Consider the following 26,570-nt stretch of genomic DNA (forward strand, 5'->3'; position numbering starts at 1 on the left):
TATAACGCATTAACAGATTCTCAGGATAGAAATTGGCGAGCATTCTACCGAAAATCAACCAACTACTCCATTTATTTAAAAGTATGGTGACTTTCTCACAAAAGCTGCATCACTGGGTGTTTTTGTTCGCCAACCTCAAATTGTTATATAGCGCTATATCAAGGTAAAAGAATACCGCGTTCTTTTAACATACGCTCAACCGTGTCCACTGTTGCTTGAGTATGAGCATCGATTTCTAAATTCACTTTATCACCCAGCGTCAATTGCCCAAACGTGGTTAATCGTAAGGTTTCCGGAATCAATGAAACTTCAAGCCAGTCTTCACCAATATCACTGATGGTGAGACTAGAGCCATTTAAGCCTACATAACCCTTATCAAATAAATAACGTCGCGCATCCACTTCTTGCTGCCGGTCCGTCGTAAAGCGAATATGGACACTCTCTCCAACTTGTTCAATGCGAGAAACCGTCACCGAGGTCATAATATGGCCGGACATAACATGCCCTCCAACTTCATCGCCCATTTTGGCGGCACGCTCAAAATTCACGCTATCGCCAGCATTTAGCAAACCAATATTAGTTAAAGCCAACGTCGTATCGATTACATCAAAACTCAAAACATCATGGGCTAGAGCGGAAACCGTCAAGCAGACCCCATTAATGGCAACACTCGCACCTAACTGTTGATCTATCATAGCGCCAGCGGGGAAGAGGATTTCTAGGCGCTTATTGCGGCCAACCTCTGTTGAAGATTTCACCGATGCCACACCTTGAACAATGCCAGTAAACATGAAAGATCCTTTATAGAATTCAGAAGTATTTAACGTTAAAACAGCACTGATTTGATAACTTACGAGCAAATGAAGAAGAAATGAACAGCTTATCTCAAAGCACCGCTACATCTAGCATGACGCAAGTTATCACACAGTCACTAATAGGGTTATCCACAGCATGCGGGGATAACCCAAACTGCTCTAAGAAATGCGATCGAAATTCCATATTTCAAGGCAAACCGTGAATTAGATCCAGGATATTTGACTTCAATGGTCCATGCTTAGCGGTACATTGCAGGCGCTACCATAACGCCTGCAATATCATTAAATGCTATTTTTCCAGCAGTGCTTCAATCATAGCCTGAGTCACTAAAGTGATTCCGTCAGAATTACGATAAAAACGTGAAGCATCCGCTATTGGGTCTTCCCCTATTACAGTGCCTTCTGGTATTCGACAATCGGAGTCAACAACCACCCGAGTTAAGCGACAATTGCGAGCAATATCACAACGCGGCAGTACCACGGATTTATTCACATGAGAGTATGAGTTAACCCGCACATTATTGAACAAAATAGATTGCTCAACCGTCGACCCAGAAACAATACAACCAGCGGATACAACCGAGTTTAATGCGGTGCCGATACGTTCTTCATAATTGTAATTGAACTTCGCTGCTGGGCGCTGATAATGCGCTGTCCGAATGGGCCATTCTTCATCGTATAAGTCCAACTCGGGGACCAACTTTGTCAAGTCCATGTTGGATTCCCAATACGCTGTCAAGGTACCAACATCCCGCCAATAGGGTTTATTCGGGAAACTCTCATTGGCGATACAACTCTTGGAAAAATGGTGTGCCTTAATTTTGCTACGACCCACAAACAATGGAATCAGGTCTTTGCCAAAATCATGGCTAGAAGCGGTATCGCTGGCATCGGATTTTAAATGTTCACACAAAAACTTAGTATTAAAGATGTAAATACCCATACTTGCCAACGACACATTAGGGTTACCTGGCATGGTTGGCGGCGCACTCGGCTTCTCTTCAAAGGCGATAATATTATCACCCTCATCAACGTGCATAATGCCAAATTGGTCAGCCTCTTGCACCGGCACTTCAATACAAGCAACAGACACATCCGCCCCACTTTCCATGTGCTCTTTTAGCATAATGCTATAGTCTTGTTTATACACATGATCCCCAGCTAGGATAAGCACGTACTCACTATCCAAACCGTCTATCATGGTTAGATTCTGATAAACCGCGTCCGCTGTGCCTTGATACCAACTGCCATCGGTAAGCTGCTGCGCAGGCCAGAGTTCAATAAATTCATTAAAGTCAGAGCGTAGAAAGTTCCAGCCCCGCTGAACATGTTGGTTAAGGGTATGAGAGCGATATTGGGTGAGGACGGCAATGCGCCGCATGCCAGAGTTAATACAATTGGAAAGAGGAAAGTCGATAATTTTATACTTTCCAGCGATCGGGACAGCAGGTTTAGAGCGGTTGTCCGTTAACTGCTTCAGCCTAGAACCTCTACCACCAGCGAGAATGATAGACAAAGTTTTCATACATGCGGTATTTAAATCCATAATTTACCCTTAAAAGTTATCTACTAACTCTACTCCGAATTATATTTAGGTATACTATTCTCAACATGCCAAATCAATAAGATACGATATGATGAGAATACTATTTGCCGCATCCGAAATTTACCCTTTGATAAAAACAGGCGGTCTTGCCGATGTCGCCGGGGCACTTCCTGTGGCCCTCAGAGCGAAAGGACATGATGTAAAACTTATCATGCCTGCCTACAAAGGCATATTAGAAAAAGTCGAAGCCATCCATAAAAAAACTAATTTAGGAAACCCATTTGGGGTTGGCGACCTGATCCTCCTCGAAACACGCATTATAGAAAATGACACACCTATATATCTTCTGCAATGCCAAGCCTTGTTTGAACGTGATGCTGGACCTTATCTAGATCAAGATGGCACAGACTATGTTGATAACCACTTGCGCTTTGGTGCCTTTTCTTGGGCCATTGCTATGCTCGCCCAACACGGACACTTAATTGGTTGGCAGGCGGATATTCTGCACCTCAATGATTGGCAAACCGGTTTCGCTGCGGCTTATTTAAAAAGCTGGAAACTCAACCATATTCCAATCATCAGCACAGTGCATAACTTACGCTACAACGGCAGCTTTGAAATGAATAGATTTCCTGACATGAGGCTGTCCAGTGAACTGCTCGACATGCATGGCATGGAATTTTATGGACGTTTTTCAGGATTAAAAGCAGGCCTGGTTTATGCCGACGCCATCACCACGGTCAGCCCAACTTACGCGAAAGAAATAGTAACCAGTGAGTATGGTGACGGCCTGGACGGCACCCTAAGAGCAATGCGCTATAAGCTGCACGGCATCTTAAACGGCGTCGATTACGAACAATGGTCACCTGAAAAAGACCAGCTAATTTCACAAGCCTATAGCATTGATTCTATCGAGAAAAAGTGTGCGAATAAGCTCGCGCTACTCAATGAAAACAAGCTCCCAGAAGACCCCAGTACATTGCTATTCGGTATTGTCAGCCGCCTTACCGAGCAAAAAGGGCTGGATTTAGTATTAGAAGCGATTCCGGCGTTATTACAAAAAGGTTGCCGACTGATTGTATTAGGCTCTGGTGACAAAGCATTAGAATCAGCTTATCTGGCACTTCAGCAACAATACCCAAATCAGGTGTCCATCAAAATAGGCTACGATGAAGCCTATTCTCATCGTTTACAAGCGGGTGTCGATGCCCTATTAATTCCTTCACGCTTTGAACCTTGTGGGCTAACACAGTTATATGCTCTCAAATATGGCACCTTGCCATTAGTAAGAAAAACGGGGGGATTAGCTGACAGTGTGTTTGAAACGGGCGAACAAGCAAATGGCTTTGTCTTTGAGCAAGCCAATGCACAAGCCCTTAAAGAAGCTATGCTACGAACCCTGGCTTGCTTTGAAGACATTAACGCATGGCGTGAAAAGCAAAGTAATGCCATGGCTTATGACTTTAGCTGGGAGGGCACTACTGTTAAATGGGAGCAACTCTATAGCAGCTTATTAAATTAACTCGCCGCTCACTATTTAGTGATCATGCTGGCTCGCGCCTAAATTAAGTAAGGCCATGCTCTTCAGGCGCGACTGCTGCCACTCTTTTACCCCTTCAAGCAAGGCCTGCTCAGCAAAGCCTTGCTTATGAATATCGTATAAAGCCAACGCAATTTTGCGTTTTATCTCTGGCGTATTGCAGGGCGACGCTTTCGATAAGGTGAGATATAAGCCTTCACTACTCACAAAAGGCTGCACCATTTCTACCTTGTTATCCAAGCCAAGCATAGAGACATAAGCAATACCTGGGTTTTTCTCGTACAAAACATAATCCACATCATCTGCCATTAACATTTGAAATGCCGTCGCGACACTTGCCACAGACAAGATGTTTAACTTTTCTTGAGCAAAACGGTCAAATGCTTGACCAAAACTGTTACTCATTAGGGTTGCCCCCCACTTACCTTGCAAATCTTCCTTAGCGTAAAAAGGGAACCTTTTATCTTTACGCTGCCAGATCACACTCGTGGTATGTAGCATCACAGGATAAAAATAGTCCATGTAACTGGCTCGTTTATTGGTATAAAAAGCGCCCGCCATAATATCCACCTTGCCTCCCTTAACGTATGACAACGCATTGGACCAAGGACCTACATCCTCGAGCACAATAGGGATTTGAATACGGCGGCTCAATTCATCAATAATTAAACGATTGGCGCCCAGCAATTGTCGCTTTGCATCACCTACACGCCACAGAAAAGGTGGGTATTCCAAATTTCCTGTCGCCGTCAGAGAAGTGCATACAGCTTGATTGTGCGATTCACTGTTCGCAGCCTGAGAAAAGCTACTCACAAAAGCACTAGTAATAAAACACAGGGCGAGTGCTTTTTGTAATCCCATGGCGTGAAGACCCCTTTCAACAAAAAACCAGTAAAACATGCCTTACAATACGTAAGCTATTTCAGATCAAAATGGCCATATACAAGACGAAGAGCTTTTCGGCTGAGTGGCAGATAAAAATGCCAATGACACGGTATCATCACATCGGTCCGCAGCAATGCTAAATGATTTATTTAATACATTATAACGCGCAGCGCCCTGTGGCAACGCCTGTGGTAAAGATCGCGGATTAGTATGCTGAGTAAAATCGATCCATACTTTTTGCGCCCCCGTTGCACCGGTTATATTCATTGGCTCGTTGTCATCCATCCCCAACCATACTGTACTCGCATAATCCCCTGTAATCCCCTCAAACCAACTGTCTCGTAAATTATTACTAGTGCCAGTTTTCGCGGCAAAGGTCAGATTTGGAAAGTGCCCCTGAGCTGCCCTTGCGGTCCCTATTTTAGGTACTTTTGTCATCCCATCTAAGGTAATGGCCAACAAAGCATCACTAAACGGCACTCGAGTCGATCGATCAAAACGCTTAATAAGGTGGTCTTTTTGATCCATAACAGCCAACACGACGCCCAACTCACTACTTTGACCCCGCGAAGCAATCGGCTGATACAGCCTAGCAACTTCAAAAGGCGACAATTCCAACGCCCCCAATGCCATGGCCGGATGCATAGTAAAAGAACGCTTCACACCTAGCTTACGCAAGGTATCGCCAACACGATCAAACCCCACTTGCTGGGCCAAATTGATGGTTGCCAAATTATAGGATTTAGCCATCGCCTCATAGAGGTGGACTACCCCATGAGTTTCACGGTCGTAGTTTTCTGGCGCCCAAATTTTGCCAGCAATATCAAACCTAATACGTTTGTCTTCTATCGGCGACCACCAGGTAAATTGCTTCGTCGCTAAAGCTGACATATACAAAGGGGGTTTAACTAGAGAGCCAATTGGCCGCACCGCCCCTAAGGCACGGTTAAAGCCGGAATAGTATTTATCACTTGACCCAACAATAGCCCGCACCTGACCATTTAACCGATCGGTCACCACCATCGCACCTTGTAGCCCTGGTAATTTACGAGTGCGGCTAATCGCCTCCACTTGGCGGCGCATTGCTTGGCTGGCAGCTTGTTGTGCTCTAATGTCTACGCCGGTGTAGATTCGTAGATTCTCCGTTGCCAATGTTTTTTGATCAAAATCTCGAGATAACTGCATCGACACCAGATCCAAATAGTCGCCATATACGGAGCGTTCTTTATGCTTATCAGCCAAACGAATAGGCTGCTTTAACAACACTCGATAATCAGATTCCGTTAAACGTCCTTGATCTTTTAGTACCGCTAGCACCGTATTACGCCGTGCCAAAGCGCGTTTAGGGTGACGCTCAGGGTTATAAATAGAAGGGCCTTTCACCATACCAACTAGTAAGGCAAACTCGTCAATATTCAACTCTTTTAAAGGTCGGCCAAAAAAGTGTTGGCTGGCGGCGGCAAAGCCATGCAAACCTTCCCTACCGACTTGTGCCAAGTACACTTCGTTCATATAAGCGGTAATAATCGCCTGCTTCGAATAGTGATATTCAAGCAGCAAACTCATAACAACTTCAGTTAATTTGCGTGTGTAAGTGCGCTCTGAAGTGAGAAACATATTTTTCACTAACTGTTGGGTTAGTGTGGAACCCCCTTGTCGACGGGAGCCATGGGTTGCATTGACCCATGCCGCTCGAGCGATCCCTGTTAAAGAAATGCCCCAATGGTGATAAAAGTCGCGATCTTCTACTGTGGTTAGAATGTCAATCAGTGGCTGTGGAATGTCTTCATAAGAAAGAATTTCACGACGCTCAGTATTACCACCATATAAAAAACCGATGCGCTGCGGTTCAATACTCGCCTCAGCAACAGGGTCGCCATTGAGAGCTTGAATCGATAGCTTGCCGCCATCAAACGAGAAGATGCGTCGCTCACTAGGGTGGTAACCCGAGTAATCAACATAAGAGCGTAGGTGTGCACTGACCTTGGTTCGACTTCTTGCCGCCCACCCCACTTTTTGACTATTACGACCAAAACGGTAACCAGTCTCTTTAAGCAAGGCTTCAAGATCGGCTTTTTTCCAAGGGGCACCATTTTTCAGGTGAATCGGGGCACTATATACTTCAGAAGGAACTTGCCACTTTTGCCCCTCGAAGCGAGCGACAACTTTCTGGTCCAACCACCAGACCCATCCAGCAAACGGCATACTACCGATCAGACCAATAATGAGGCCCCATTTAAAAATAAAGCGCCATAATTTGCCCAAAAAGGAAGTTTTCGCTTTGCCTTTTCGATTCTTTTTCATTTTTGAAGTCGTCGACTTACGCGGAGATTTTGAGGGGGTTCTATTAGCCATCAAAGGAGTATAAGGAGCTTATCTCTGGCCCGCAATAAGCATTCAAAAACTATTACTTTTTCTTGAATTGATCGACAAAATTCCATCATTTAGGCCACTTTATATTGACAACACCCATCACAATCTGACACTTTCATGAGTACTCTATTGCAATGGATAAAGGAACATTTAGCCATGACAATAAAAAGATGGCATCTAAAAGCCACACCTGCGGTTAAACCTAAAAAAACTAAGAGTTCGATTAACATGAGTATGGTTTCTTTAGAAGATTTATTCAGCCCTATTGAAAAATTAGCAGCATTCCGCCAAAACAAAAAAATGGCTATTTCTTTACCTATTACTGTGTGGTCTCAGCATGTTTGATAAACACCTTATCCCCAACGCACAACATTTATCAGAAGGCAGCGCCTTACACTTTCAAACCGAGCAAACCGATTTTGTGATCGTAAAGCAAAAAGGAGAGCTGTTTGCTTATGAAAATCGCTGCCCTCACCAAAAGCGCTCATTAAACTGTTCTACAGAACCTTTTTTGGACGAAGAAGGTGATTATTTAAAGTGTCATCATCATGGGGCGCTTTTTACGCCTAATGATGGCCAATGCATTGCAGGGCCATGCCAAGGGAAAGCGCTAAAACGAGCTATACTAGGAGTAGAAAAAGGGAATTTTTATCTGCTTATTGGCGAGAATAACGCGGCAGTAGCCTAACATAGCCAGGCTTCAATAGAGTCTGTAACAGGGGGTGTCGTCAGGGCTTCTGAATAAAAGATATCACCAACAGATTCGGAGAACTCGATGAAACTTTATCAATATCATCACTGCCCATATTGCGTTCGTGCTGACATGGTGGCGAACTATAAAAACATACGTCACGAGAAAGTATATTTACTCAATGACGATGAACAAACCTGCCTGCAGCTCGTTAACCAGAAGATAGTCCCCATACTAGCCCTCGAAGACGGCACAGTGTATACAGAAAGTCTTAAAATAGCCGCTTATTTAGACAAGGTTGGCGATCACACAAAAACCATACGAAAAGCGCACGATAATGATGCTTTCAACCCAGTATTAGATGGCGTTCAGGACTCGATCAAGCGCCTACTCTACCCAAGAAACATCCTGTTGGGCCTGCCAGAATTTGTCACCCAAAGCGCCCGCGATTATTTTCAACTGCACAAAGAAAAAGCCCTAAATAGCACCTTTAATAAAGCGCTAGAAGAGTCGCCTAAACACATCAAAAATGTTTCAATGGCCCTAGCTCGGTTGCCGACATTGCCACTTCCTTCACAACACAACAACACCATTAGCTGGGACGATGTTCTGCTGTTTCCTAGATTAAGAAACCTCACCATGGTTTCGGGTCTCGTTTTTCCAGATCAAGTCATCAGATATTTAGAAGAAGTCTCAGCTTTAACCGACGTCCACACTTACTTTAACTTTGAGATTTAGTTTATATGTTTCACCCTTTACAACGCCGCTCTACCGCTCTTTTTTCAATTGTTTTAAAATTTCTCACCTTTGGCGCCTTTGGCATTTTTTCCGCTACCCTGCTCGCCCAACCATTACGTATTGCCGTAGCCTCAAACTTCACCGCGCCCATACAAAAATTAGCCCCTATATTTGAACAAGAAACCGGGCATAAAGTGCAGCTTTCCTTTGGCTCGTCTGGCAAGTTTTTCGCGCAAATACAGCATGGCGCTCCATTTGATGTTTTTTTATCTGCCGATCAAGCAAAACCAGATAAGCTGATCAAAAACAACCTAGCCATTAAAGACAGTAAAATCATTTACGCTAAAGGCGCTCTCGCGCTCTGGTCTGCCAACCTCAGCTCTGTTACTCCCATAGAAGCAACCCTGTTAGAGGCGCATAAAATCGCCATCGCCAACCCTAAACTGGCCCCTTATGGCCAAGCTGCAAAAGAAACATTAAACAAACTTGGGCTCTGGTCAAAACTGCAAGGTCATTTAGTTCAGGGTGAAAACATCGGTCAAACCTACCAGTTTACTTACAGTAGAAATGCCGATCTTGGCTTTGTTGCTCTGTCACAAGTTCTTGCGGGTGACAACAAAGGCCATTACTGGAAAGTACCCGCGCAGTACCACAAAGACATCAAGCAAGCCGCTGTTGTACTCAACAGCTCCCAACAGAAAACTACCGCGAGTGACTTCCTCGACTTTCTTATGCGCTCAGATATACAACATAAAATTGCTCAGTTTGGTTACCAAAGCGCAACTCAATAAGGCCTTCTAGATGCTATTAAGCGCCGGTGACATAGAAGCAATTTGGCTAACCATCAAACTGGCTGTACTGGTCACCTTATTACTGCTGATTGTTAGCACACCAATCGCTTGGTGGCTGGCACGCACAGGTTCTTGGTTAAAAGCGCCAATCAATGCCATTGTTGCTATGCCTCTCGTGTTGCCACCAACAGTATTGGGGTTTTATTTACTGATTTTTTTAGGCCCGGATGGCGCCTTGGGAGCTAGGTTAAATCAGCTTGGCCTGTCGCCACTGCCGTTTAGTTTTCGCGGGCTGGTAGTCGCATCCATGGTGTATTCTTTGCCTTTTGTTGTGCAACCGATTCAACAGGCTTTTTCCGCCATGGGACAGCGACCACTCGAAGTCGCGGCAACCTTGCGCTCTTCTCCATGGGACCGCTTTATTCATGTCGCCTTACCCTTGGCCAAACCCGGCTACCTAAGCGCAGCGGTTCTTGGCTTTGCTCACACGGTGGGCGAGTTCGGTGTTGTGCTCATGATTGGCGGTAATATTGAAGGGGAAACTCGTGTGCTTTCGGTACAGATTTACGATCACGTTGAAGCCTTAGAATACGGCCAAGCCCATCTACTTTCCTTACTGATGGTCGCATTTGCCTTTTGTGTATTAGCCCTACTTTACGCGGTGCAAAAACGCAGCAACAGCACCACAAGTATCGGACCTTATTAAGCATGAATGAGCTAACCATACGCATTAATAAAAAACACAGTGAAGCGTTTTCTCTGACGGTAGACTTGTTACTCCCCAATCGAGGTGTAAGTGCACTGTTTGGTCGCTCAGGCTCAGGAAAAACAACGCTTCTAAGATGCGTTGCTGGTTTAGAGAAAAGCGAAGATGGCGAGATTAAACTGAACGGTAAAAGTTGGCAAAGCGCTAACTATTGGCTGCCTGCACACAAAAGGCCAATTGGCTATGTTTTTCAAGAAGCGAGTTTATTTCCGCACCTTACCGCTAAGGGCAACTTAGACTTTGCGATAAAAAGAGCCGACAGCAAGCGAAAGGTTATTGATTACGCAGATGTTATCGACTTGATGGGCATAGCCCCCTTATTAGAAAAATACCCTCATCAACTTTCAGGTGGAGAACGCCAGCGTATTGCCATCGCGCGCGCGTTATTGATTCAACCAGAAATATTGTTGATGGACGAACCGCTATCGGCCCTTGATGATGAGCTAAAACATGACATTTTGCCCTACTTAGAAAACCTATGTCAGCGGGTGCAAATCCCTATTCTATACATCAGCCACTCAATTGATGAAGTCATTCGTCTGGCGGATTATTTGGTCATTTTGGAAAATGGAAAAGCCGTCGAGCAAGGTGCAACTCAGGCCGTGCTTGGTAAATTGCCCACTACCTTTACGCAACACCAAGATACCAGCATCTTAATTACTGGCACCATCATTGAACAAAACAACGAATGGGGACTGTCTACCTTACACTTTGACCAACATCGGATGATGATCAGGCAAGGTGATGAAAATATAGGCGACGCGGTACGTTTAAGAGTCCAATCAAGAGACGTGAGTATTTCACTGTCGGAAGAAGACAATTCAAGCATCTTGAACCGCTTGCCTGTGGTCGTTGATGCCCTAATCAAAGACCCACAAGATCCAAGTACCATAATGGTTCGAATGTTAGCCGGCAACACGCCTATTTTGGCGAGTATCACAGCCTTATCTGCTCAAAAACTTAAGTTGCACCAAGGCCAGCAAGTCATCGCGCAAATAAAATCTGCTGCGGTATTACGTTAAGCCAAAACAAAAACCGTTTGCAGCAGCAAATAATCACTCTATTTCCTCAGCAAGTTGATCCAGAAATGCATGCATTGATTGCTCTCTTAGCTTGCCTTCTTTACGAGCCGCATCAGTATGTAAGGTATTGGCAATGTGAAACAGCTTACGATAAAAATGATCCACACTAAAAGCGCTGTCGTCTGGCTCACGGTGCTCGCAAAAAGGATCATCTAATGAGTACAAGGTGCGCCCTAAGGCGCCGCTGACCTGCAAACAACGAGCGATACCAATCGCCCCTAAAGCATCCAGCCGGTCTGCATCTTGGACTATTTTTGCCTCTAAAGTGTCTGGAGCCACATTGGCACTAAAACTATGAGCTCGTATCGCATGATGAATTGCGTCAAAATAGCTTGATGAATAACCTATCTCGGACAAAAAACCTATGGCTTTATCTGCTGCCATGGTTGACGCCTTAGCCCTGTCTGGGTGATTCTTAGGTAAAGAAACACAATCGTGCAACCAAGCCGCTGGAACAATAACAGCCAGTTCAGCACCTTCAACTTGAGCGATTTTTTTCGCGACTGTAACCACTCGTTCAATATGATGAATATCATGAGCAACATCGGTTATCGCGGCTTGCTCAACAAATTGTCGGCATGCTTGTTCACATGCACTTAGCCTTGTATCCGGCATAAAAAACTCTCTAATTACCTTGATTGCTAGGCATCATACTCGGATTTAAAACGAACTTTAATAACGAGAGAAAAACCAAGCCTTCTCATTCGAGTGCTTTTTCTATACATTGCCGCTCTATTGCTGTTTTTTTTACTATCAACAGGAACACTTGATGGAGCCGTTTATTTCTCTTGTACTCGTCTCCGGTAAAGTGGGACTTGATATGGCTTTGCCTTAGAAAGTGCTCAATAATGCTATCTCACTCTATAGTCAGGTGATCAGGCTCAGGCTTTAACAAGTATCGCCACTGAAGACGCAATACTAAGGAATGTTGGCCCCTTTCAAAGCATCGCAATACAGAGTGACATTTTCTCTGAAACCCCCGGAGGACATGACCTAAAAGCTTGTTTTCTTTGTTAAGCATCTCGTCAATAGGCCCACTATTCACATTCAATGCTCGCCTCGAATAACAAGCTTTTATCCACATAATAAGGCCAGAGGCGGTGTTCGCACCTGCCCTAGAAGGAACAAGAAAAATGCTATTAACTGGGTAAAAACTCTTTCCCCCACCCCGTAGCTACAATCCCTTTCTCCAACATTAAATTAATCTTACGTTTACTATACCCTAAGTTAGTAAGAACCAACTTTGTAGAGCTGCCAAATTTCTCTGCTGGAGTAACCGCTGATACTTTTGATTCAGTCGGGCGAATGGAGTATGGATCCACTTGTGTGACCCTATGACCACTTGGGTGATCTGGGTAAATTGAAAAAGCATAACTGCCTCGCTCAATACCACTCGTATTATCTGATAGTCGACTATTTTCTTCTCGTAATGTTTGAATCGATAAGGGCTCTGCAGCGGCGATATCTGCCTGAGAAAATACCTCTAACCAATAAGAAGTTGAATGTTTTTTAAACTTATTCGCTAAAAAAAACATCGGATCATGACTAAACCAAATACCTTCCAACCCTCTTATACTATTCATTTTTTCTATCTCACTTTGATCAGAGTCTAAAAATAGCCAACCGTCACTCGTCTGATAAAAATGCGAAAATGGATGATTGCCAAGCGCTTCACGTCCAGAAGGCTCGTCGAAGGGGGCACGCCCTTCATAATCAAAAGCAAAAGGTATTTGCGCAATATTCGCTACCGCAGAAAGCGATGTTCTTACACGACTCACTTTGCCCGTTTTACGCTTTTGATAAAGAGCAACAGCTAACCCAAAAGCAGCCGAAAAACCACAATTGACATCAAGAGTACCTAAATGTGCGTGTTCTTCCGGAGTTTCTGGCTTACCAAAACGACTCATAATTCCACTGTTTGCCTGGGTAACATCATCATATCCAATATAGTTCGCTTTACTGCCATTACGTGGTCCGCCAAAACAATCTAAACGACAAAAAAGAATATCGGGGTTTATTTCCAATAAACTTTCATTATCAAGTCCTAATGGCTTCATCTGGCGTTCAACGGCATTAATTACTACGACATCGACACTTTTAATTAAACGCTCAAAGACTTCACGTCCTTCAGAATTTGTTATATCAATCAGAGTACTCTTTTTACCGACTCCTGTTTGGAAAGCAAACAAAATCCCAATTAGTGGATCATACAATGGAGTAACCGGGTCTAATTTAATAACTTGCGCACCAAAGCGAGACAGAAATGCGGTCGAATGAGGGCCAGCAATGACATTAGTTAAATCTAGTATACGCAGATCTTTAAGCCAACCATCTCCACTTGCAGGTAGAATTTTTTCACCTGTTGGTCGTGTAATAACCTCTGCATCTGATATTCTTTTCAATTTCTCCAATGCAGCACTATAGGTTACGTCTTCACGAGGCGTGGGAGTTAAAACCTCATCTTCCTGCTCTTCAAACCAAACAATTGGCCCTGGCTGACGCATTATGCCAAATTCAGGATCATTCACATCGACAAACAAACCAGATTCTTTATTGTAATTACTATTCACCCACTCTTGAGTGGTTCTATGTGGCGCACCAGGAATTTTCTCCTCACCAAAAATAACCTCCCACTCTTCTGAAGTCTTTTGTAAAAAAGCTTTTTTCATTTTCAAAGATATAATGTCTGCCCATTTTTTCGGTAAAGGGTAAACACCAATAGAGGTTTCTCCGTCCCACTGACTAATAGGTGCATGAAGGTCTTTAACTTCTGGTAACCCCTCTGAAATTAATTCATCATATATACCCAACACTTTTAAAGCTCGTTCTGCATGGTTTCTATGCGAAGGACAGACACAATAGAACATACGCCCATCTGCACACTGATAAGTACGATAAAAAGGATCAAGGTACTCCTGAAGCTCATGATAGCTAAGATCCATATCAATATTATTTTTCTGACGATGCTCTATCTCTAGCTCTCGCATCGTTTTGTAACGCTCTGGAAGAGCATCTATTAAATATGAGTTGTAAGACAAACCTTCCATTAAAGCTGCAGCAATAGGCACTTCAATAGTATCGCCTCTGCCTGTTTTTTCTCTTTCATAAAGCGCCAAAGCAATTGAACTTGCCGCTAAAGTAATTGAATAGGATGACCCGAGAGGAAGTGGAGAAAAACTAGGATTTACTCCCATTAATACTCTATTAAAACCCATATCGGTAAATACGCCTGAAGCGGCTGCGACAACAGCTTCTGTCGCTTTCCAGTCACGCCGTAGCTCATCATTAGTTGCAAAACCCGGCATAGATAAAGTAATTAATTCAGGGCGATTTTGACGCAGTTCAACAAAATCAACACCTAGTTTTTTCATAACACCTGGGCGAAAGCTTTCGATGACAATATCTACATTAGCAATAATTTCCTGCGCTTGTTCTAGCCCTTCTGCCGTTTTCAGATCAAGACGCAAGGTGGATTTGTTTCGGTTCAAAATAGCGTTAGCTGGATGCTTCCAGCTAGGCCCTAAAGGTGGATCAATATGTATCACCGTAGCACCTAGATCCGCCAGAACCATTGCAACCGCTGGACCTGCAATCTGCTGACCAAAGTCTGCGACTCGAATACCTGATAATGGCAACTTATTATTTTTGTTCATATTCGCTTCCACCATAATTAACCTAACCCCAACTAATACATTTTCTATATATCAGCCGAATCCATTTAGTTTAAATACAGCACTGAAAAAACTTTAAAATAGGTTTTAACAACCTTTCTCTCCAGCGCATCGGTAAAGCATACTATTAGCGTTTCACATACTGATCCAACAAAATAAAAACAGGCAAAGGCATCGTTTTTTTTATAGCAGCTAAAAACACCTCACCAGCACTAAGCCATAAATAAAACAGATACATAGACCTATTTTATTTTGCTTCTCAGCTTAGCAACACTGCATAACAATACTTCGGAAACATAAAAGAAGATCTATCCCACTGCATAAACAAATGATCAACATGATAGATTTATAAAACACAATAAAAATAAAGAAGTGAGCTTTTATCATGAAAATAAAAACAACAGATAACACCACCTCCTCAGAAAAACATTCCTACTATCAGAAACATGTTATGGAGGTAGGTAAATATGATTAAAACTACGTTTAAAACGCTTCCTAAGGCTGGATTTTTGAGCGGTACTAATCCCGTCATGGCAATTGGATCCGCAATAATTGTTACTGCCTTTGTTCTTTTTACAATCATCAACCCTTCTTACGCAAATAACGTTTATAGTTCAGCAAAAAGTCTTATCGCCTCAGAACTTAGTTGGTATTACATAGGATTAATGAGCTTCTTCTTGTTCTTCTCTGTGTGGTTAATATTTAGCCGCTATGGGTCTATTCGATTAGGAAAAGACACAGATCGACCCGAATTCAGTAACTACGCTTGGTTTTCTATGCTATTTGGTGCGGGAATTGGTATAGGAATTTTATTCTGGAGCATTGCTGAGCCTATCTACCACTTTCAAAGCAACCCTTTTATCACCTTAGGACAACAACAAACGGTAGAAGCCGCACAAGTAGCTATGCGCATCGCGATTTTCCATTGGGGGTTACATGGTTGGGCTTTATTCTCCGTTATTGGACTAATTTTGGCTTACTTTTCATATAGAAAAGGCTTACCTCTATCTATTCGCTCCAGCTTACATCCACTGTTTGGTGATCGAATTTATGGTCCTATTGGCCATATTGCTGACTTATTAGCCGTTTTCGGCACAGTGTTTGGCATTGCCACTTCGCTTGGCTTAGGCGCCCAACAAATGAACGCCGGTCTTTCTTACTTGATGGGAATTGATGTATCGATTTCTAATCAAATTATTTTGATAACAGTACTGTCTATCATTGCAACAGCATCCGTCTTAACCGGGGTCAATAAAGGAATCCGCATTCTTAGCGAGTGGAATATGCACTTAACGATTCTAGTTCTAGGGCTATTCCTTGTTTTTGGTCCAACCGTTTATTTACTCGGTGCTATTGTGACTAACTTAGGGGACTATTTCACACATGCTGTCCAACTAGGCTTTTGGGTAGACCCTAATAAAAATGATCATTGGCAGGCATCTTGGACGATATTTTATTGGGGGTGGTGGATTGCATGGGCACCATTCTGCGGTGTATTTATTGCACGTATTTCAAAAGGTCGAACTATTCGTGAATTTATCTTAGGCGTGTTGATTACTCCGACTTTACTCGCTGCTTTATGGATTACTATTTTTGGTAACACGGGCATGTTTATTCAACTTTTTGGATCTGGCGGAATTACTGAAGCAGTCAACACAGATTCAACTATGGCTCTATTTACAACCATTCAAAGCATGAATACCAATGGGCTAATTACTACTATCATTTCATCAATTTGTACTTTAATGTTGGTGACATACTTTGTAACTTCAGCTGATTCAGCCACACTCGTTATTTGTATGTTAATTTCAATGGGGAGTGAGCACCCACCCGCTAAGTTTCGTGTTTTTTGGGGTGTTGCAGTCGGAGCCGTAGCCGCTGTATTACTTTATGCAGGTGGTTTACAAGCACTACAAACAGCATCAATCATTGCTGCACTTCCTTTTTCTTTTATCATAATTTTAGCGACCTATGGATTAATAAAATCATTAAGAGAAGAGGTTCCATTAAAAAAACAAATACCCATTGGCATAACAGAGTGAGTGAAAAACGATTTATTTTATCTCTTAAATGTCAAAAATATAAAAACAATATAAACCAGAGTTCTTAAATAAATTTTAGAGGCTTTATATGTCTACTCAAATAATTCTCCCACGGATTTTGCAAGTTGGTGAAAATGCAAGTCATGCTGCACCAAATATACTAACCAGCCTAGGGTGTCATCGCCCATTGATAATCACAGATAAAATGATGGTTCAATTAGGTTATGCTGATGTCATTCAATCCATGCTCTCAGAACAAGATGTGCAGGCGGATATCTTTGATGATACCGTGCCTGAACCAACCATTGCCTCTATTCAAGCTGGTGTTGAAAAAGTTCAAAGCGGTAACTATGACAGTATTATTGCTTTAGGTGGAGGAAGCCCAATTGATAGCGCTAAGGCAATAAGCATTTTAGGAAAATTTGGTGGCGAAATGCGAGATTTTAAATTTCCTCGCATTGTCAGCGAAATGGGATTGCCAATTATTGCCATTCCAACCACGGCTGGTACCGGTTCAGAAGTGACAAAAGTGACAATTATCACCGATGAAAAAAACGATGAAAAAATGCTCTGTATGGGAATGGGCTTTATGCCGATAGCGGCGCTCGTTGATTATAGTTTAACGCTTTCTTTACCCAGCAGAACCACTGCAGATACCGGCATAGATGCTTTAACTCATGCAATGGAAGCTTACGTCAGTAAAAAGGCCAGTCTCTATAGTGATAGCCAAGCATTAGAAGCTATGCGCCTTATTGCACCTAACTTGCGCCGTGTTTACCACAATGGCGCAGACAAAGAGGCTCGTAAAGAAATCATGCTCGGTGCCACACTCGCAGGCATTGCATTTTCCAATGCCTCAGTCGCTCTTGTTCATGGTATGAGCCGTCCCATTGGCGCCGCCTTCCATGTGCCCCATGGATTATCTAATGCAATGCTGTTACCAACGGTTACTGAATATTCTATTCCCGCGGCGACTAAACGCTATGCAGATTGTGCCCGTGCTATGGGAGTAGCTAAACAGCAAGATGATGACTCTAGCGCAAATGAGAAGCTATTAAATGAACTCAAAGCACTCAACGATGAATTACAAGTTCCGACACTGGAACAATTTGGTGTTTCAAAAGAACACTTCATGGCACAGCTTTCTACAATGGCAGATCAAGCCCTTGAATCCGGTTCTCCAGGAAATAACCCAAGGGTACCAAGTGCAACGGATATTGTAGAACTTTATAAAAAACTTTGGGTGTAAATCGGCCTTATTCAAACTATAGAGAAAGTGCATGGCACTTTACTTCGACAGCTTATTCAGAGGAACGGAAAATGAAAACAATTGGACATTTTATTAACGGTGAAGTTTTTATCGAAGGCAATTGCCAACAAGATGTATATAACCCATCAAATGGTACTGTGAGCAAAAAGGTGGATATAGCCTCCAAAAAAACAGTTGAAGAAGCTATTGCTATTGCTCAAGCAGCCTATCCAGAGTGGCGCAATACGCCGCCAATAAAACGTGCCCGTATAATGTTCAAATTTAAAACATTATTAGAGGAGCATGCCGATACTATTTGTAAAATGATTGGCGAAGAGCATGGTAAAATTATTCATGACGCAGCAGGTGAACTGCAACGGGGTATTGAAAATGTGGAATATGCCTGTAGCGCACCAGATCTATTAAAAGGTGAACACAGTAAAAATGTTGGACCAAATATAGATGCTTGGAGCGAGTTTCAACCTCTTGGAGTCGTTGCTGGAATTACACCATTTAACTTCCCTGCTATGGTGCCTTTATGGATGTTCCCTATGGCTTTGGTGTGTGGTAATTGCTTCATTCTTAAGCCTTCGGAGCGCACTCCGAGCTCAACCCTTTATATTGCTCAATTATTACAAGAAGCTGGATTGCCAAATGGTGTCATGACAGTTATAAATGGCAACAAAGAGGCGGTTGATACTATTCTGCATGATGATCGAGTGAAGGCCGTTAGCTTTGTTGGCTCTACCCCTATTGCTGAATATATTTACAATACAGCCGCAGCCAATGGTAAACGTTGCCAAGCATTAGGTGGAGCTAAAAATCACGCAATTGTGATGCCTGATGCCGATATAGATAATGCCGTCAATCAATTAGTTGGTGCCGCATTTGGCTCATCTGGTGAACGTTGTATGGCGTTATCTGTCGCTGTTGCTGTTGGCGATCTTGCTGCTGACGCCCTTATATCTAAAATGAAAGAGGCCATGAAGACATTGAAAGTCGGCGCTTTTTCCGACGCAAGCAATGACTTTGGTCCTGTGATAACGAAAGAACACCAACAAAAGGTTATTGGCTATATCAACAGTGCAGAACAACAAGGTGCAGAGATTGTTGTTGATGGACGAGAGCTAAAAGTAACAGATCATGAAGCAGGCTTTTTTATTGGTGGAACCTTAATAGATAAGGTAACCCCAGAGATGCTTAGTTATAAAGCTGAAATTTTTGGCCCTGTGTTACAAGTTATTAGAGTGGATAGTATGCAACAAGCAATGGCGCTCATCGATGATCACGAATATGGAAACGGAACCTGTATCTTTACTCGTGATGGAGAAGCCGCCCGCTATTTTTCTGACAACATTCAAGTGGGCATGGTTGGTATTAACGTGCCTTTACCTGTACCAGTTGCTTATCATAGCTTTGGTGGCTGGAAGCGTTCATTATTTGGCGATTTGCATGCCTATGGACCAGACGCCGTACGCTTTTACACTAAGCGTAAAACAGTGACTCAACGTTGGCCTTCTGCAGGAGTCAGAGAAGGTGCTGAGTTCTCCATGCCAACGATGAAATAAGTTAAGGAAGGGTTTATTGGTACTTTCCTTAAACTAAATAAAAACAATAACATCTAGCCATTACGGTTTATAGTTATGGCTTTTTAACTAAAAATTGATGCGCAATGAAGAATATCATTTTTCATTGCGCATCAATTTTACATTGAGCTACAGCTTTGAGTTTATTTTATGAAAAAAAGACTACCTCCTTTAAATTGGCTACGCTCTTTCGAAGCTTCAGCACGTCATCAAAATTTCACATCCGCCGCGAATGAATTAAATTTAACTCAAGCAGCAATCAGTCAGCAGGTTAAAAACTTAGAGTCTCAATTAGGCGCTGTATTATTCAAACGGTTACCCCGTGGCATAGAACTAACAGATGCTGGGCTAGCTTATATGCCTGCGGTTCATGAATCCATTAATCGATTATCTTCCATCACAGATGAACTGTTTGGCAACAGCCAAAATCGACCTCTTATTATAAGAGCTAGTCTAGTATTCTTCACCACCTGGTTAGCACCAAGGGTCAATCGTTTTTATCAAGAGTTTCCTGATATTAACATTCGATTTACTAGCAATATTTGGCGAGAGGATAAAGATAAAAAGAACGAATACGACCTAGACATTCGTTATGGGCAAGGTAACTGGCCTGACATTAAAGCAGAGCAACTAACTTGGGACGAATTATTTCCAGTTTGTAGCCCTAATTTATTAATGGGGCTGTCTTCTCCTTTATCAATTGATATATTGAAAGAACATACATTGTTACACGTATTAGGCTACGAGGAAGGCTGGGGGTATTGGTTAAACACAGTAAATTCTGATAAAAAGAGCAAGCATTCAGGAATCCAGTTTGACACACTTATCTCGGCTTTAGAAATGGCGAAATTAGGTCAAGGTTTTGCTCTAGGTAGGACATCGTTAGTGAAAAGTATGTTAGAGAATGGAAGCCTAGTCGCTCCTTTTGAAGAAAGCATAAAGACCTCAGAAGCTTTCTATCTAACCTATCCAAACCACCAATACTTGACGCCAAACGCAGAGAAATTTAGACAATGGATATTAAATGAAAGCAAAATCTAGATTTCAAAATAAAACTATAAGATGAGGAATATCTTAAATGCAAAGTTTTACTAAAAAGAAAACAAGACTAGCTTTATGCTCTCGATTAATTGCCAAACAGGTACAGTCAACTCTATTACCTACTCACTAATCGGCGGCTTAATTGGCATGCTATTCCGCGGCGTATTGCACTTAATCATTTTCTAAGCCGCTCCTTTATAAACATGTATTTTGCCAGACACTTTTTTCCAGACAATGTAAAACGCCCCTATATTGGTTCTCTCATACAGGGGCGTTTTCGTAATCTTAACTTAGCTAGGGGCAATCACCTTTTAGAAGGTATAACCCACACCAAGCATAACGCTAACAGGGTCAATTTCTGTATGGATAGTACCAACTGCAGTGCGAACATCGGTATCAATATCCATGTACCAAACAGACGCATTGGCAAACCAGTTTTCAGCAAATTTGGCATCCACCCCAGCCTGCACCGTCCAACCCATAGAATCATCTACACTCACATCCGTTCCGGATAAAACCCCTTTGCCCTCTTCATCAAAGAAAAAAGTGTAGTTCACACCAGCCCCCACATAAGGGCGAATATCACTGTTTGCTTGACCAAAGTAGTATTGCGCCATCAAGGAAGGAGGCAACTGAGAAACTTCAGCCACTTTATCCCCATCAAGCTTAACATCATGGGTAAAAGGGGTTGCTAATAGTAACTCAACACCAATATTGTCTGTTGCCATGTAAGTAAAGGTTGCGGCTAGCTGAGTGTCATCATCAATTTTTAGCTCATTGCCATTATATTCATCACTGCTCTCATTGGGCATTACAATCGCGGCGCCACCACGAACGAAAAAATCACCTTCGTTATGAGCAAGCACAACAGAAGAACAAAGAGCAGAAACAAGAGCGACAGGGATAAATGCTTTCATCATCAGATTCCTTTTTGGTCAAACAAAATATCAATGACCAGCAAGGTAACAAGTCTGATAAAAATAAATCTTAATCTAGATCAAGGTTTTACAGAAACAAGCTTCCAAGCTGAGCAAATACTGGACCTAGATCAATAAAAGCAAAGTTTTCGTATTTGATCTGTTCCTAAAAAAACTTTTTTTAACCTGTTGAATCGCGCCAATGACAAAAACACACCACCAGTAAACCTAACCTTTTATTTAGGTAAACAGATTTACCAAAACCAGCGAAGTCGTTAAACTTAGCGCCACTTTAATGAACTTTTCTGGAATTTACCCCCATGCCAATACTTATTGCCGTCACCTTCTTATGGGCATTCTCATTTAGCCTGATCGGCGTTTATCTTGCAGGACAAGTGGATGCTTGGTTCTCAGTGTTAATGCGTGTCGCCCTTGCTACTCTCGTCTTTTTACCCTTCTTAAAATGGCGTCAAATAGAAGCAAAAGTCGCCATAAAGCTCATGATCTGCGGCGCTTTGCAGCTCGGCATCATGTATGGTTTTTATTACCAGTCCTTCTTATTTCTGTCAGTGCCTGAAGTCCTTCTCTTCACTGTCATGACTCCCATCTACGTAACTCTGATTAATAGCTTATTGGATAAGCGCTTTAATATTGGTTTTGTGATTAGTGCCGTGCTGGCGGTATTAGGCGCTGTCGCAATTCGCTATCAGGGGGTTAATGAAGGCTTTATTAAAGGCTTATTCATTGTGCAAGGCGCCAATTTAAGTTTTGCAGCAGGACAAGTAGGCTATAAACGTTTAATAGAAAAAGACCATGGCGAGCTACCACAGCGCACTATTTTTGGTTGGTTCTTTATCGGCGCTTTACTGGTCGTTACGCCATGCTTCTTATTCCTTGGCAATATCGACAAACTGCCCACTACGTCGCTGCAATGGGGCATTTTGACCTATCTTGGCGTCGTAGCCTCTGGCTTGGGCTATTTTACCTGGAACAAAGGGGCGACTTTAGTCAACATTGGGACCCTAGCGGTCGCCAACAACTTATTAATCCCACTCGGCATTTTGGTCAACGTGCTGTTCTGGAATCGTGATGCCGACATACTTCGTCTGGCTATTGGCGGCGGCATTATTTTGTTTGCCCTATGGATAAACGATCAGTTCAACCAAAGATTTATTAAACGCTCAGAAGCGAATAAGGCCTAATTGCGAAAGCAAAAAAAAACCTGCTTCATATGAAGCAGGTTCTTACTATTTTGACGCTAAATGCAATCTGTGCTGGTTTATTGAAGTAACCAAACTTGGAATGCTTTACGCTCTTCCGGTGTAGACTTGTTAAACCAGAATGTCAGCATTTCGAAATGCGTGTTTTTGACTGCGGGTTGATGCGTGTTATCGACCATCCAGACACGGAAATCCTTACGTGTCGCAGCATCCGATTTATTAAACCAGAACTGCATCATTTGGAACTCATTGGTTTCCGCCACTTCTTTTGGTGGTGGTGTAGGCGCAAAGGTAGATGCAGAACTCGCACTGCTCGCCACTTTCACACCAGTAAAGAGTTTGATCTCTTCTAAGTAATCCCGTGTTGGTTGAAACCCTGACTTCATTGGCAACATTTGATCTTGGTAATCATATTTGTTGCCTGTGTCAGCATCTACAATAGTAAATGTCGGCTTATCAGCGTATTTAGATGCTTTCTGATCTGAACGAATATACGGCGCTTTAAGCTCAAGTTTGGTGTCCTGCTCCACATCGAAATCGATGATGATAGGCTCTGAACGGTAGAGGTTTAAATCATCGCTGTTACGGATACTTTGGTTATAGCGAACAACGACTTGGTGATGACCTTTATCAAGCTGAATATCAAAATCTGAGCCAAATTTATTGGTGTTTTTCAGGTCAACGTACATAATTTCGTATGATACTGGGACTTTAAATTCTGCGGCCATTGCATGGCTTGTCATAGCTCCAAGTAAAATAGAGCCAGCTAAAAGTGTGGTGTGCTTAAAACGCATATTTTGCTCCCTAAAAGCGCGATTTGTGTGCTTCACAAATCTATCTTAAGTGATGTTATTATTCCGAATAAAGTCCGACTTCTGTTCTGTGACTCAATCTACCATAAAGCTAAAAACAGTGGCGATTTATCTTTCTATTCTTTGGCAAATTGTGGCTGTGACTTTTCCAGATATAAAGCAACTCATTAAATCACAAGCCATCAGGTAAAATAAATCCTAGCCAATAATAAAAAAGACGCCGTAGCGCCTTTTTTATTATCTGTGATGTGAAACATGACCTGCGTGCCGCCCGCCATGATGCCCATGAGGCATAAACACACACGCCGTTAAGCTCATCAATACCGAGGCTAACACAACCACTTTTACCGTATGCTTAAACGCTTTCATTTCACACTTTCTCCATCTTGCTCTTTAGCAAGAGTCTAAAACCATCATGGTTTAAGAGTAAATGAGAGCGTGCGAATAACCTTCAGCTATCCTTAATAATCACAAAAATCATTTGTTTGCTGACAAAAGCGGTGGCCGGTGATGGACATGCGCTATTGACTCGCCGTCGATAAATCTACGTTAAGCACATACAAACGGTTGTCGTCGACACGCTTCTGGTCTAAATATTTTTGCTCTAATTTGCCTTGCGTAGACCAAGTAGCAAAATCATCATCGTTTAAAACACCTAAATGATGTTGGTCAATCACCCATAAACCTTCCATTTTATCATGGGGATAATCCAGCCTTTTTGCCACATCAACCACTAAGGTTTTGCTCACAGGTTTAATGCCTTTCTTAGCTAATGCTGACCAACCTTCTTGTCCAACATATTGCTCTAATGTCAAACCATCTATCATCAAGCCAAGCTTAGCGTCCCGCGTCACACTGGCAGACAGGGCAACACTTGATAACGGGGTACCGCTGTTTAAATCAATTCGATAGACTTGTTTTTGGACATTCGGATTGGCTTGCCCACTCAAACCACCAAACATAAATCCACCGTCTCGCTCATCCACTAGGAATTCATGACCGCTTAACGCGGCTAACTCAGAGTTTGAATTCTGGGCTTTTTCTTGACGATACAAGTATTGTTCCGTTTGACCATTGTCTAAGCGCACACTTACGATACGAGTAACATCGCTTTTTTGCGCCGCTTTATTTGGATTCGCCAAGGTTGACTGCATAATCCCCACTAAGGTGCTGTTGTCCGGCGTCACAGCTAAGCCTTCCATTCCTCGATTTGCTCGGCGATTTTGTAACACGGCAGGCAAGTGGTAGGTGACTCTTGGATCATTTTTAAAGGCATTAATGCGACCTATTTCCACGCCATTGGAATCATAATGAACCAGATGTGGCCCATACTCATCACTGACCCAGAAAGTGCCGTCTTTCATTGCCACTAAGCCTTCACCGTCTAAACCATAATCGTCCAGTTTGATGGGATTCGTCTGTTTATTATAAGGCTGACTAGGGTCTTCTAAGATGGCATTACCTTGTGCATCATAGGGCGTTTCTCCAGTGCCCCCTAGGGCTGACGAATTTGGCAGGCCAGTAATCAAAGACGCATCGGGGCGTCTTAACAGAATGGTTTCTAATTGTTTTATCGAACCATCAGCTTGTACTTCGAACAGGCCAATACGCGGCGTATAGTCGGCTACGGGGAACATCTTGCCTTTTCCTAAAGCCCCAGTGTATGTGGCATTAGGGCCACGGTCCGTTAATGCATAAAACTGATTCGGATGATCAGGATGCCCTGTCATAGCAGAGCCGTAACCGCCGTTACGAATTTCAAACGCTTTACCTGTTCTGACATCCTGCAAGTCATTTCGCAACACCTGATAAGGTAATGGGCTACCGGTTTTCGGTACCGCATCAACAAAACTGCGCGGCTCTGTGCTACTACTATTGGCAGCACACCCTACTAATACGCCCACAGACACCACACTCACTAAGCAGATTTTATACGACATCTTTCCATCCCTTTGCTTTAGGGAAGACACAAACACCCCCTCTACCCCCTGCATGTCACTAAAACCTGTTGTTCGAGACGGGCATCGAATCTGAATAGTGGCTATCGACAAGATGCTTAACCAAGAATATAAGCTTTAGAGCACGCCCTTCGGGACTGAGACAAGTTATTCGCACCTTCCTGAACCTAATTCGTAGACTATTTTCCCTTGAGATAAACTAGATCAACAAAATGACATTGATATGAATAAGATATGACAAGCTTACTTGCCCAAGCACAGAACAAAAAAAAACCTGAGGACTCAGGCTTTAGACTCTTAATAGCGTCAGGTCACAGCCAACGCAGAGTAGGCGTTACTCAAGCAAGCTACTTGGACCGCCGCCTCTGTGATCACCACCTAGATACACCTCTTCAGTAGAGCTCTTTGCTGGAAGCTCACTCTCTTGGCTTGCCTCCTCAGCCGCTGGCACCTCAGCATCAATAACCTCAGGCGCAACACTCTCTATCTCCTGATTAGACAAAGGACCGGTAGGGCCGCCACCACGATGGTCGCCACCAACATAGGGGGCATTTTCGTCTTGCTCGGCTTTTATGTCTTCAGGGGCAATTTTCTGCGCCATTTCGGTTCCTGTTAAAGGCCCAGTCGGCCCACCGCCACGATGGTCGCCGCCTTCATAGCCCTCATTTGAGAACAACGCACACCCTGTTACCCCCATTATTATGGCAGAGGTGAATGTCACCATTTTTAACCCACTTTGCATTAGGCTCACTCGGTAGCCTCCTTTTTTTAATGTATTAAGCTAATGCTAAGTAGCCCAACGAACAAAGGCAAACCCATTGAAAGTTTATTCAGAAAAATACAGAAA

At 43.0% G+C, this 26,570-nt stretch carries 23 protein-coding genes; 12 read left to right on the forward strand and 11 right to left on the reverse strand.

Annotation, left to right across the window (positions count from 1 at the left end):
* Positions 1-158: 158 nt before the first annotated feature.
* A complete protein-coding gene (locus DFP81_RS02410; protein WP_115896155.1) occupies positions 159-791 on the reverse strand; it encodes a riboflavin synthase subunit alpha in 633 nt (210 codons plus the stop codon).
* Between the two features lie 313 nt (positions 792-1,104).
* A complete protein-coding gene (gene glgC / locus DFP81_RS02415) occupies positions 1,105-2,361 on the reverse strand; it encodes a glucose-1-phosphate adenylyltransferase (protein ID WP_115896156.1) in 1,257 nt (418 codons plus the stop codon).
* 88 nt (positions 2,362-2,449) lie between these two features.
* On the opposite strand from glgC, the gene glgA reads away from it, so the two are divergent.
* Positions 2,450-3,883, forward strand: a complete 1,434-nt coding sequence (gene glgA / locus DFP81_RS02420; RefSeq protein WP_245959062.1) for a glycogen synthase GlgA — start codon at positions 2,450-2,452, stop codon at positions 3,881-3,883.
* Positions 3,884-3,898: 15 nt separating this feature from the next.
* On the opposite strand, the gene DFP81_RS02425 is transcribed toward glgA, so the two are convergent.
* Together DFP81_RS02425 and mrcB are read right to left on the reverse strand one after the other, a co-directional pair.
* Positions 3,899-4,762, reverse strand: coding sequence for a substrate-binding periplasmic protein (locus DFP81_RS02425; RefSeq protein ID WP_115896158.1), 864 nt, complete (start codon positions 4,760-4,762; stop codon positions 3,899-3,901).
* Positions 4,763-4,828: 66 nt separating this feature from the next.
* Entirely contained in the window at positions 4,829-7,090 is a 2,262-nt protein-coding gene (gene mrcB, locus DFP81_RS02430; protein WP_245959063.1) for a penicillin-binding protein 1B, read from the reverse strand.
* A gap of 225 nt (positions 7,091-7,315) precedes the next feature.
* On the opposite strand from mrcB, the gene DFP81_RS02435 reads away from it, so the two are divergent.
* The 6 genes from DFP81_RS02435 to modC all read left to right on the forward strand — a co-directional run bounded on the left by DFP81_RS02435 (position 7,316) and on the right by modC (position 11,167).
* On the forward strand, positions 7,316-7,504 hold the full coding sequence (locus DFP81_RS02435) for a hypothetical protein (protein WP_115896160.1): 189 nt from the start codon (positions 7,316-7,318) through the stop codon (positions 7,502-7,504).
* Entirely contained in the window at positions 7,497-7,847 is a 351-nt protein-coding gene (locus DFP81_RS02440) for a Rieske (2Fe-2S) protein (RefSeq protein WP_115896161.1), read from the forward strand. Before DFP81_RS02435 ends, DFP81_RS02440 begins: the two co-directional genes overlap by 8 nt.
* Positions 7,848-7,934: 87 nt before the next feature.
* Positions 7,935-8,588: a glutaredoxin 2 gene (grxB, locus tag DFP81_RS02445; RefSeq protein WP_115896162.1), complete on the forward strand. Its 654-nt coding sequence runs from the start codon at positions 7,935-7,937 to the stop codon at positions 8,586-8,588.
* Between the two features lie 5 nt (positions 8,589-8,593).
* A complete protein-coding gene (gene modA / locus DFP81_RS02450; RefSeq protein ID WP_115896163.1) occupies positions 8,594-9,379 on the forward strand; it encodes a molybdate ABC transporter substrate-binding protein in 786 nt (261 codons plus the stop codon).
* Positions 9,380-9,389: 10 nt separating this feature from the next.
* Positions 9,390-10,085, forward strand: coding sequence for a molybdate ABC transporter permease subunit (gene modB, locus DFP81_RS02455; protein ID WP_115896164.1), 696 nt, complete (start codon positions 9,390-9,392; stop codon positions 10,083-10,085).
* A gap of 2 nt (positions 10,086-10,087) precedes the next feature.
* Positions 10,088-11,167 carry a molybdenum ABC transporter ATP-binding protein gene (gene modC, locus DFP81_RS02460; protein ID WP_115896165.1) on the forward strand — a complete coding sequence of 360 codons (1,080 nt, stop codon included), beginning with the start codon at positions 10,088-10,090 and terminating at the stop codon, positions 11,165-11,167.
* A 33-nt stretch (positions 11,168-11,200) separates the two neighbouring features.
* Here modC and DFP81_RS02465 read toward each other — a convergent pair whose 3' ends face one another.
* Both DFP81_RS02465 and DFP81_RS02470 read right to left on the reverse strand, forming a co-directional pair.
* On the reverse strand, positions 11,201-11,842 hold the full coding sequence (locus DFP81_RS02465) for an HD domain-containing protein (RefSeq protein WP_115896166.1): 642 nt from the start codon (positions 11,840-11,842) through the stop codon (positions 11,201-11,203).
* A gap of 524 nt (positions 11,843-12,366) precedes the next feature.
* Entirely contained in the window at positions 12,367-14,880 is a 2,514-nt protein-coding gene (locus DFP81_RS02470; protein WP_115896272.1) for a CoA transferase, read from the reverse strand.
* Positions 14,881-15,365: 485 nt separating this feature from the next.
* Here DFP81_RS02470 and DFP81_RS02475 point away from each other — a divergent pair, with 485 nt between their 5' ends.
* The 4 genes from DFP81_RS02475 to DFP81_RS02490 all read left to right on the forward strand — a co-directional run bounded on the left by DFP81_RS02475 (position 15,366) and on the right by DFP81_RS02490 (position 20,816).
* The gene (locus DFP81_RS02475; RefSeq protein ID WP_220342781.1) at positions 15,366-16,940 is read left to right on the forward strand and encodes a BCCT family transporter; all 1,575 of its coding nucleotides are present in this window, start codon (positions 15,366-15,368) and stop codon (positions 16,938-16,940) included.
* A gap of 88 nt (positions 16,941-17,028) precedes the next feature.
* Complete coding sequence (locus tag DFP81_RS02480; RefSeq protein WP_115896167.1) at positions 17,029-18,189, forward strand: iron-containing alcohol dehydrogenase; 1,161 nt, start codon at positions 17,029-17,031, stop codon at positions 18,187-18,189.
* A 71-nt stretch (positions 18,190-18,260) separates the two neighbouring features.
* The gene (locus DFP81_RS02485; protein WP_115896168.1) at positions 18,261-19,757 is read left to right on the forward strand and encodes a CoA-acylating methylmalonate-semialdehyde dehydrogenase; all 1,497 of its coding nucleotides are present in this window, start codon (positions 18,261-18,263) and stop codon (positions 19,755-19,757) included.
* 168 nt (positions 19,758-19,925) lie between these two features.
* Complete coding sequence (locus DFP81_RS02490; RefSeq protein WP_115896169.1) at positions 19,926-20,816, forward strand: LysR substrate-binding domain-containing protein; 891 nt, start codon at positions 19,926-19,928, stop codon at positions 20,814-20,816.
* A 311-nt stretch (positions 20,817-21,127) separates the two neighbouring features.
* On the opposite strand, the gene DFP81_RS02495 is transcribed toward DFP81_RS02490, so the two are convergent.
* Complete coding sequence (locus tag DFP81_RS02495; protein WP_245959064.1) at positions 21,128-21,736, reverse strand: OmpW family outer membrane protein; 609 nt, start codon at positions 21,734-21,736, stop codon at positions 21,128-21,130.
* Between the two features lie 317 nt (positions 21,737-22,053).
* Here DFP81_RS02495 and DFP81_RS02500 point away from each other — a divergent pair, with 317 nt between their 5' ends.
* Positions 22,054-22,935 (forward strand): carboxylate/amino acid/amine transporter, encoded by an 882-nt coding sequence (locus DFP81_RS02500; protein ID WP_115896171.1) that lies wholly within the window; start codon positions 22,054-22,056, stop codon positions 22,933-22,935.
* 77 nt (positions 22,936-23,012) lie between these two features.
* Here DFP81_RS02500 and DFP81_RS02505 read toward each other — a convergent pair whose 3' ends face one another.
* The 4 genes from DFP81_RS02505 to DFP81_RS02515 form a co-directional block, all read right to left on the reverse strand.
* A complete protein-coding gene (locus DFP81_RS02505; RefSeq protein WP_115896172.1) occupies positions 23,013-23,747 on the reverse strand; it encodes a YccT family protein in 735 nt (244 codons plus the stop codon).
* Positions 23,748-24,002: 255 nt separating this feature from the next.
* Positions 24,003-24,134 (reverse strand): hypothetical protein, encoded by a 132-nt coding sequence (locus tag DFP81_RS18490; RefSeq protein ID WP_281272005.1) that lies wholly within the window; start codon positions 24,132-24,134, stop codon positions 24,003-24,005.
* Between the two features lie 152 nt (positions 24,135-24,286).
* Entirely contained in the window at positions 24,287-25,705 is a 1,419-nt protein-coding gene (locus DFP81_RS02510) for an esterase-like activity of phytase family protein (RefSeq protein ID WP_115896173.1), read from the reverse strand.
* 352 nt (positions 25,706-26,057) lie between these two features.
* A complete protein-coding gene (locus DFP81_RS02515; RefSeq protein ID WP_115896174.1) occupies positions 26,058-26,474 on the reverse strand; it encodes a hypothetical protein in 417 nt (138 codons plus the stop codon).
* Between the last annotated feature and the right edge of the window lie 96 nt (positions 26,475-26,570).

The organism is Marinomonas pollencensis, assembly GCF_003387375.1.
Lineage (GTDB): Bacteria > Pseudomonadota > Gammaproteobacteria > Pseudomonadales > Marinomonadaceae > Marinomonas > Marinomonas pollencensis.

Coding starts and splice junctions, on each gene's coding strand:
- glgC (WP_115896156.1), bottom strand. CDS start 2,361: ATGGATTTAAATACCGCATGTATGAAAACTTTGTCTATCATTCTCGCT.
- DFP81_RS02510 (WP_115896173.1), bottom strand. CDS start 25,705: ATGTCGTATAAAATCTGCTTAGTGAGTGTGGTGTCTGTGGGCGTATTA.
- DFP81_RS02435 (WP_115896160.1), top strand. CDS start 7,316: ATGACAATAAAAAGATGGCATCTAAAAGCCACACCTGCGGTTAAACCT.
- DFP81_RS02505 (WP_115896172.1), bottom strand. CDS start 23,747: ATGCGTTTTAAGCACACCACACTTTTAGCTGGCTCTATTTTACTTGGA.
- grxB (WP_115896162.1), top strand. CDS start 7,935: ATGAAACTTTATCAATATCATCACTGCCCATATTGCGTTCGTGCTGAC.
- DFP81_RS02410 (WP_115896155.1), bottom strand. CDS start 791: ATGTTTACTGGCATTGTTCAAGGTGTGGCATCGGTGAAATCTTCAACA.
- DFP81_RS02475 (WP_220342781.1), top strand. CDS start 15,366: ATGATTAAAACTACGTTTAAAACGCTTCCTAAGGCTGGATTTTTGAGC.
- modB (WP_115896164.1), top strand. CDS start 9,390: ATGCTATTAAGCGCCGGTGACATAGAAGCAATTTGGCTAACCATCAAA.
- DFP81_RS02480 (WP_115896167.1), top strand. CDS start 17,029: ATGTCTACTCAAATAATTCTCCCACGGATTTTGCAAGTTGGTGAAAAT.
- DFP81_RS02495 (WP_245959064.1), bottom strand. CDS start 21,736: ATGATGAAAGCATTTATCCCTGTCGCTCTTGTTTCTGCTCTTTGTTCT.
- glgA (WP_245959062.1), top strand. CDS start 2,450: ATGATGAGAATACTATTTGCCGCATCCGAAATTTACCCTTTGATAAAA.
- mrcB (WP_245959063.1), bottom strand. CDS start 7,090: ATGAAAAAGAATCGAAAAGGCAAAGCGAAAACTTCCTTTTTGGGCAAA.
- DFP81_RS02485 (WP_115896168.1), top strand. CDS start 18,261: ATGAAAACAATTGGACATTTTATTAACGGTGAAGTTTTTATCGAAGGC.
- DFP81_RS02465 (WP_115896166.1), bottom strand. CDS start 11,842: ATGCCGGATACAAGGCTAAGTGCATGTGAACAAGCATGCCGACAATTT.
- DFP81_RS02470 (WP_115896272.1), bottom strand. CDS start 14,880: ATGAACAAAAATAATAAGTTGCCATTATCAGGTATTCGAGTCGCAGAC.
- DFP81_RS18490 (WP_281272005.1), bottom strand. CDS start 24,134: ATGAAAGCGTTTAAGCATACGGTAAAAGTGGTTGTGTTAGCCTCGGTA.
- modC (WP_115896165.1), top strand. CDS start 10,088: ATGAATGAGCTAACCATACGCATTAATAAAAAACACAGTGAAGCGTTT.
- modA (WP_115896163.1), top strand. CDS start 8,594: ATGTTTCACCCTTTACAACGCCGCTCTACCGCTCTTTTTTCAATTGTT.
- DFP81_RS02500 (WP_115896171.1), top strand. CDS start 22,054: ATGCCAATACTTATTGCCGTCACCTTCTTATGGGCATTCTCATTTAGC.
- DFP81_RS02490 (WP_115896169.1), top strand. CDS start 19,926: ATGAAAAAAAGACTACCTCCTTTAAATTGGCTACGCTCTTTCGAAGCT.
- DFP81_RS02425 (WP_115896158.1), bottom strand. CDS start 4,762: ATGGGATTACAAAAAGCACTCGCCCTGTGTTTTATTACTAGTGCTTTT.
- DFP81_RS02440 (WP_115896161.1), top strand. CDS start 7,497: ATGTTTGATAAACACCTTATCCCCAACGCACAACATTTATCAGAAGGC.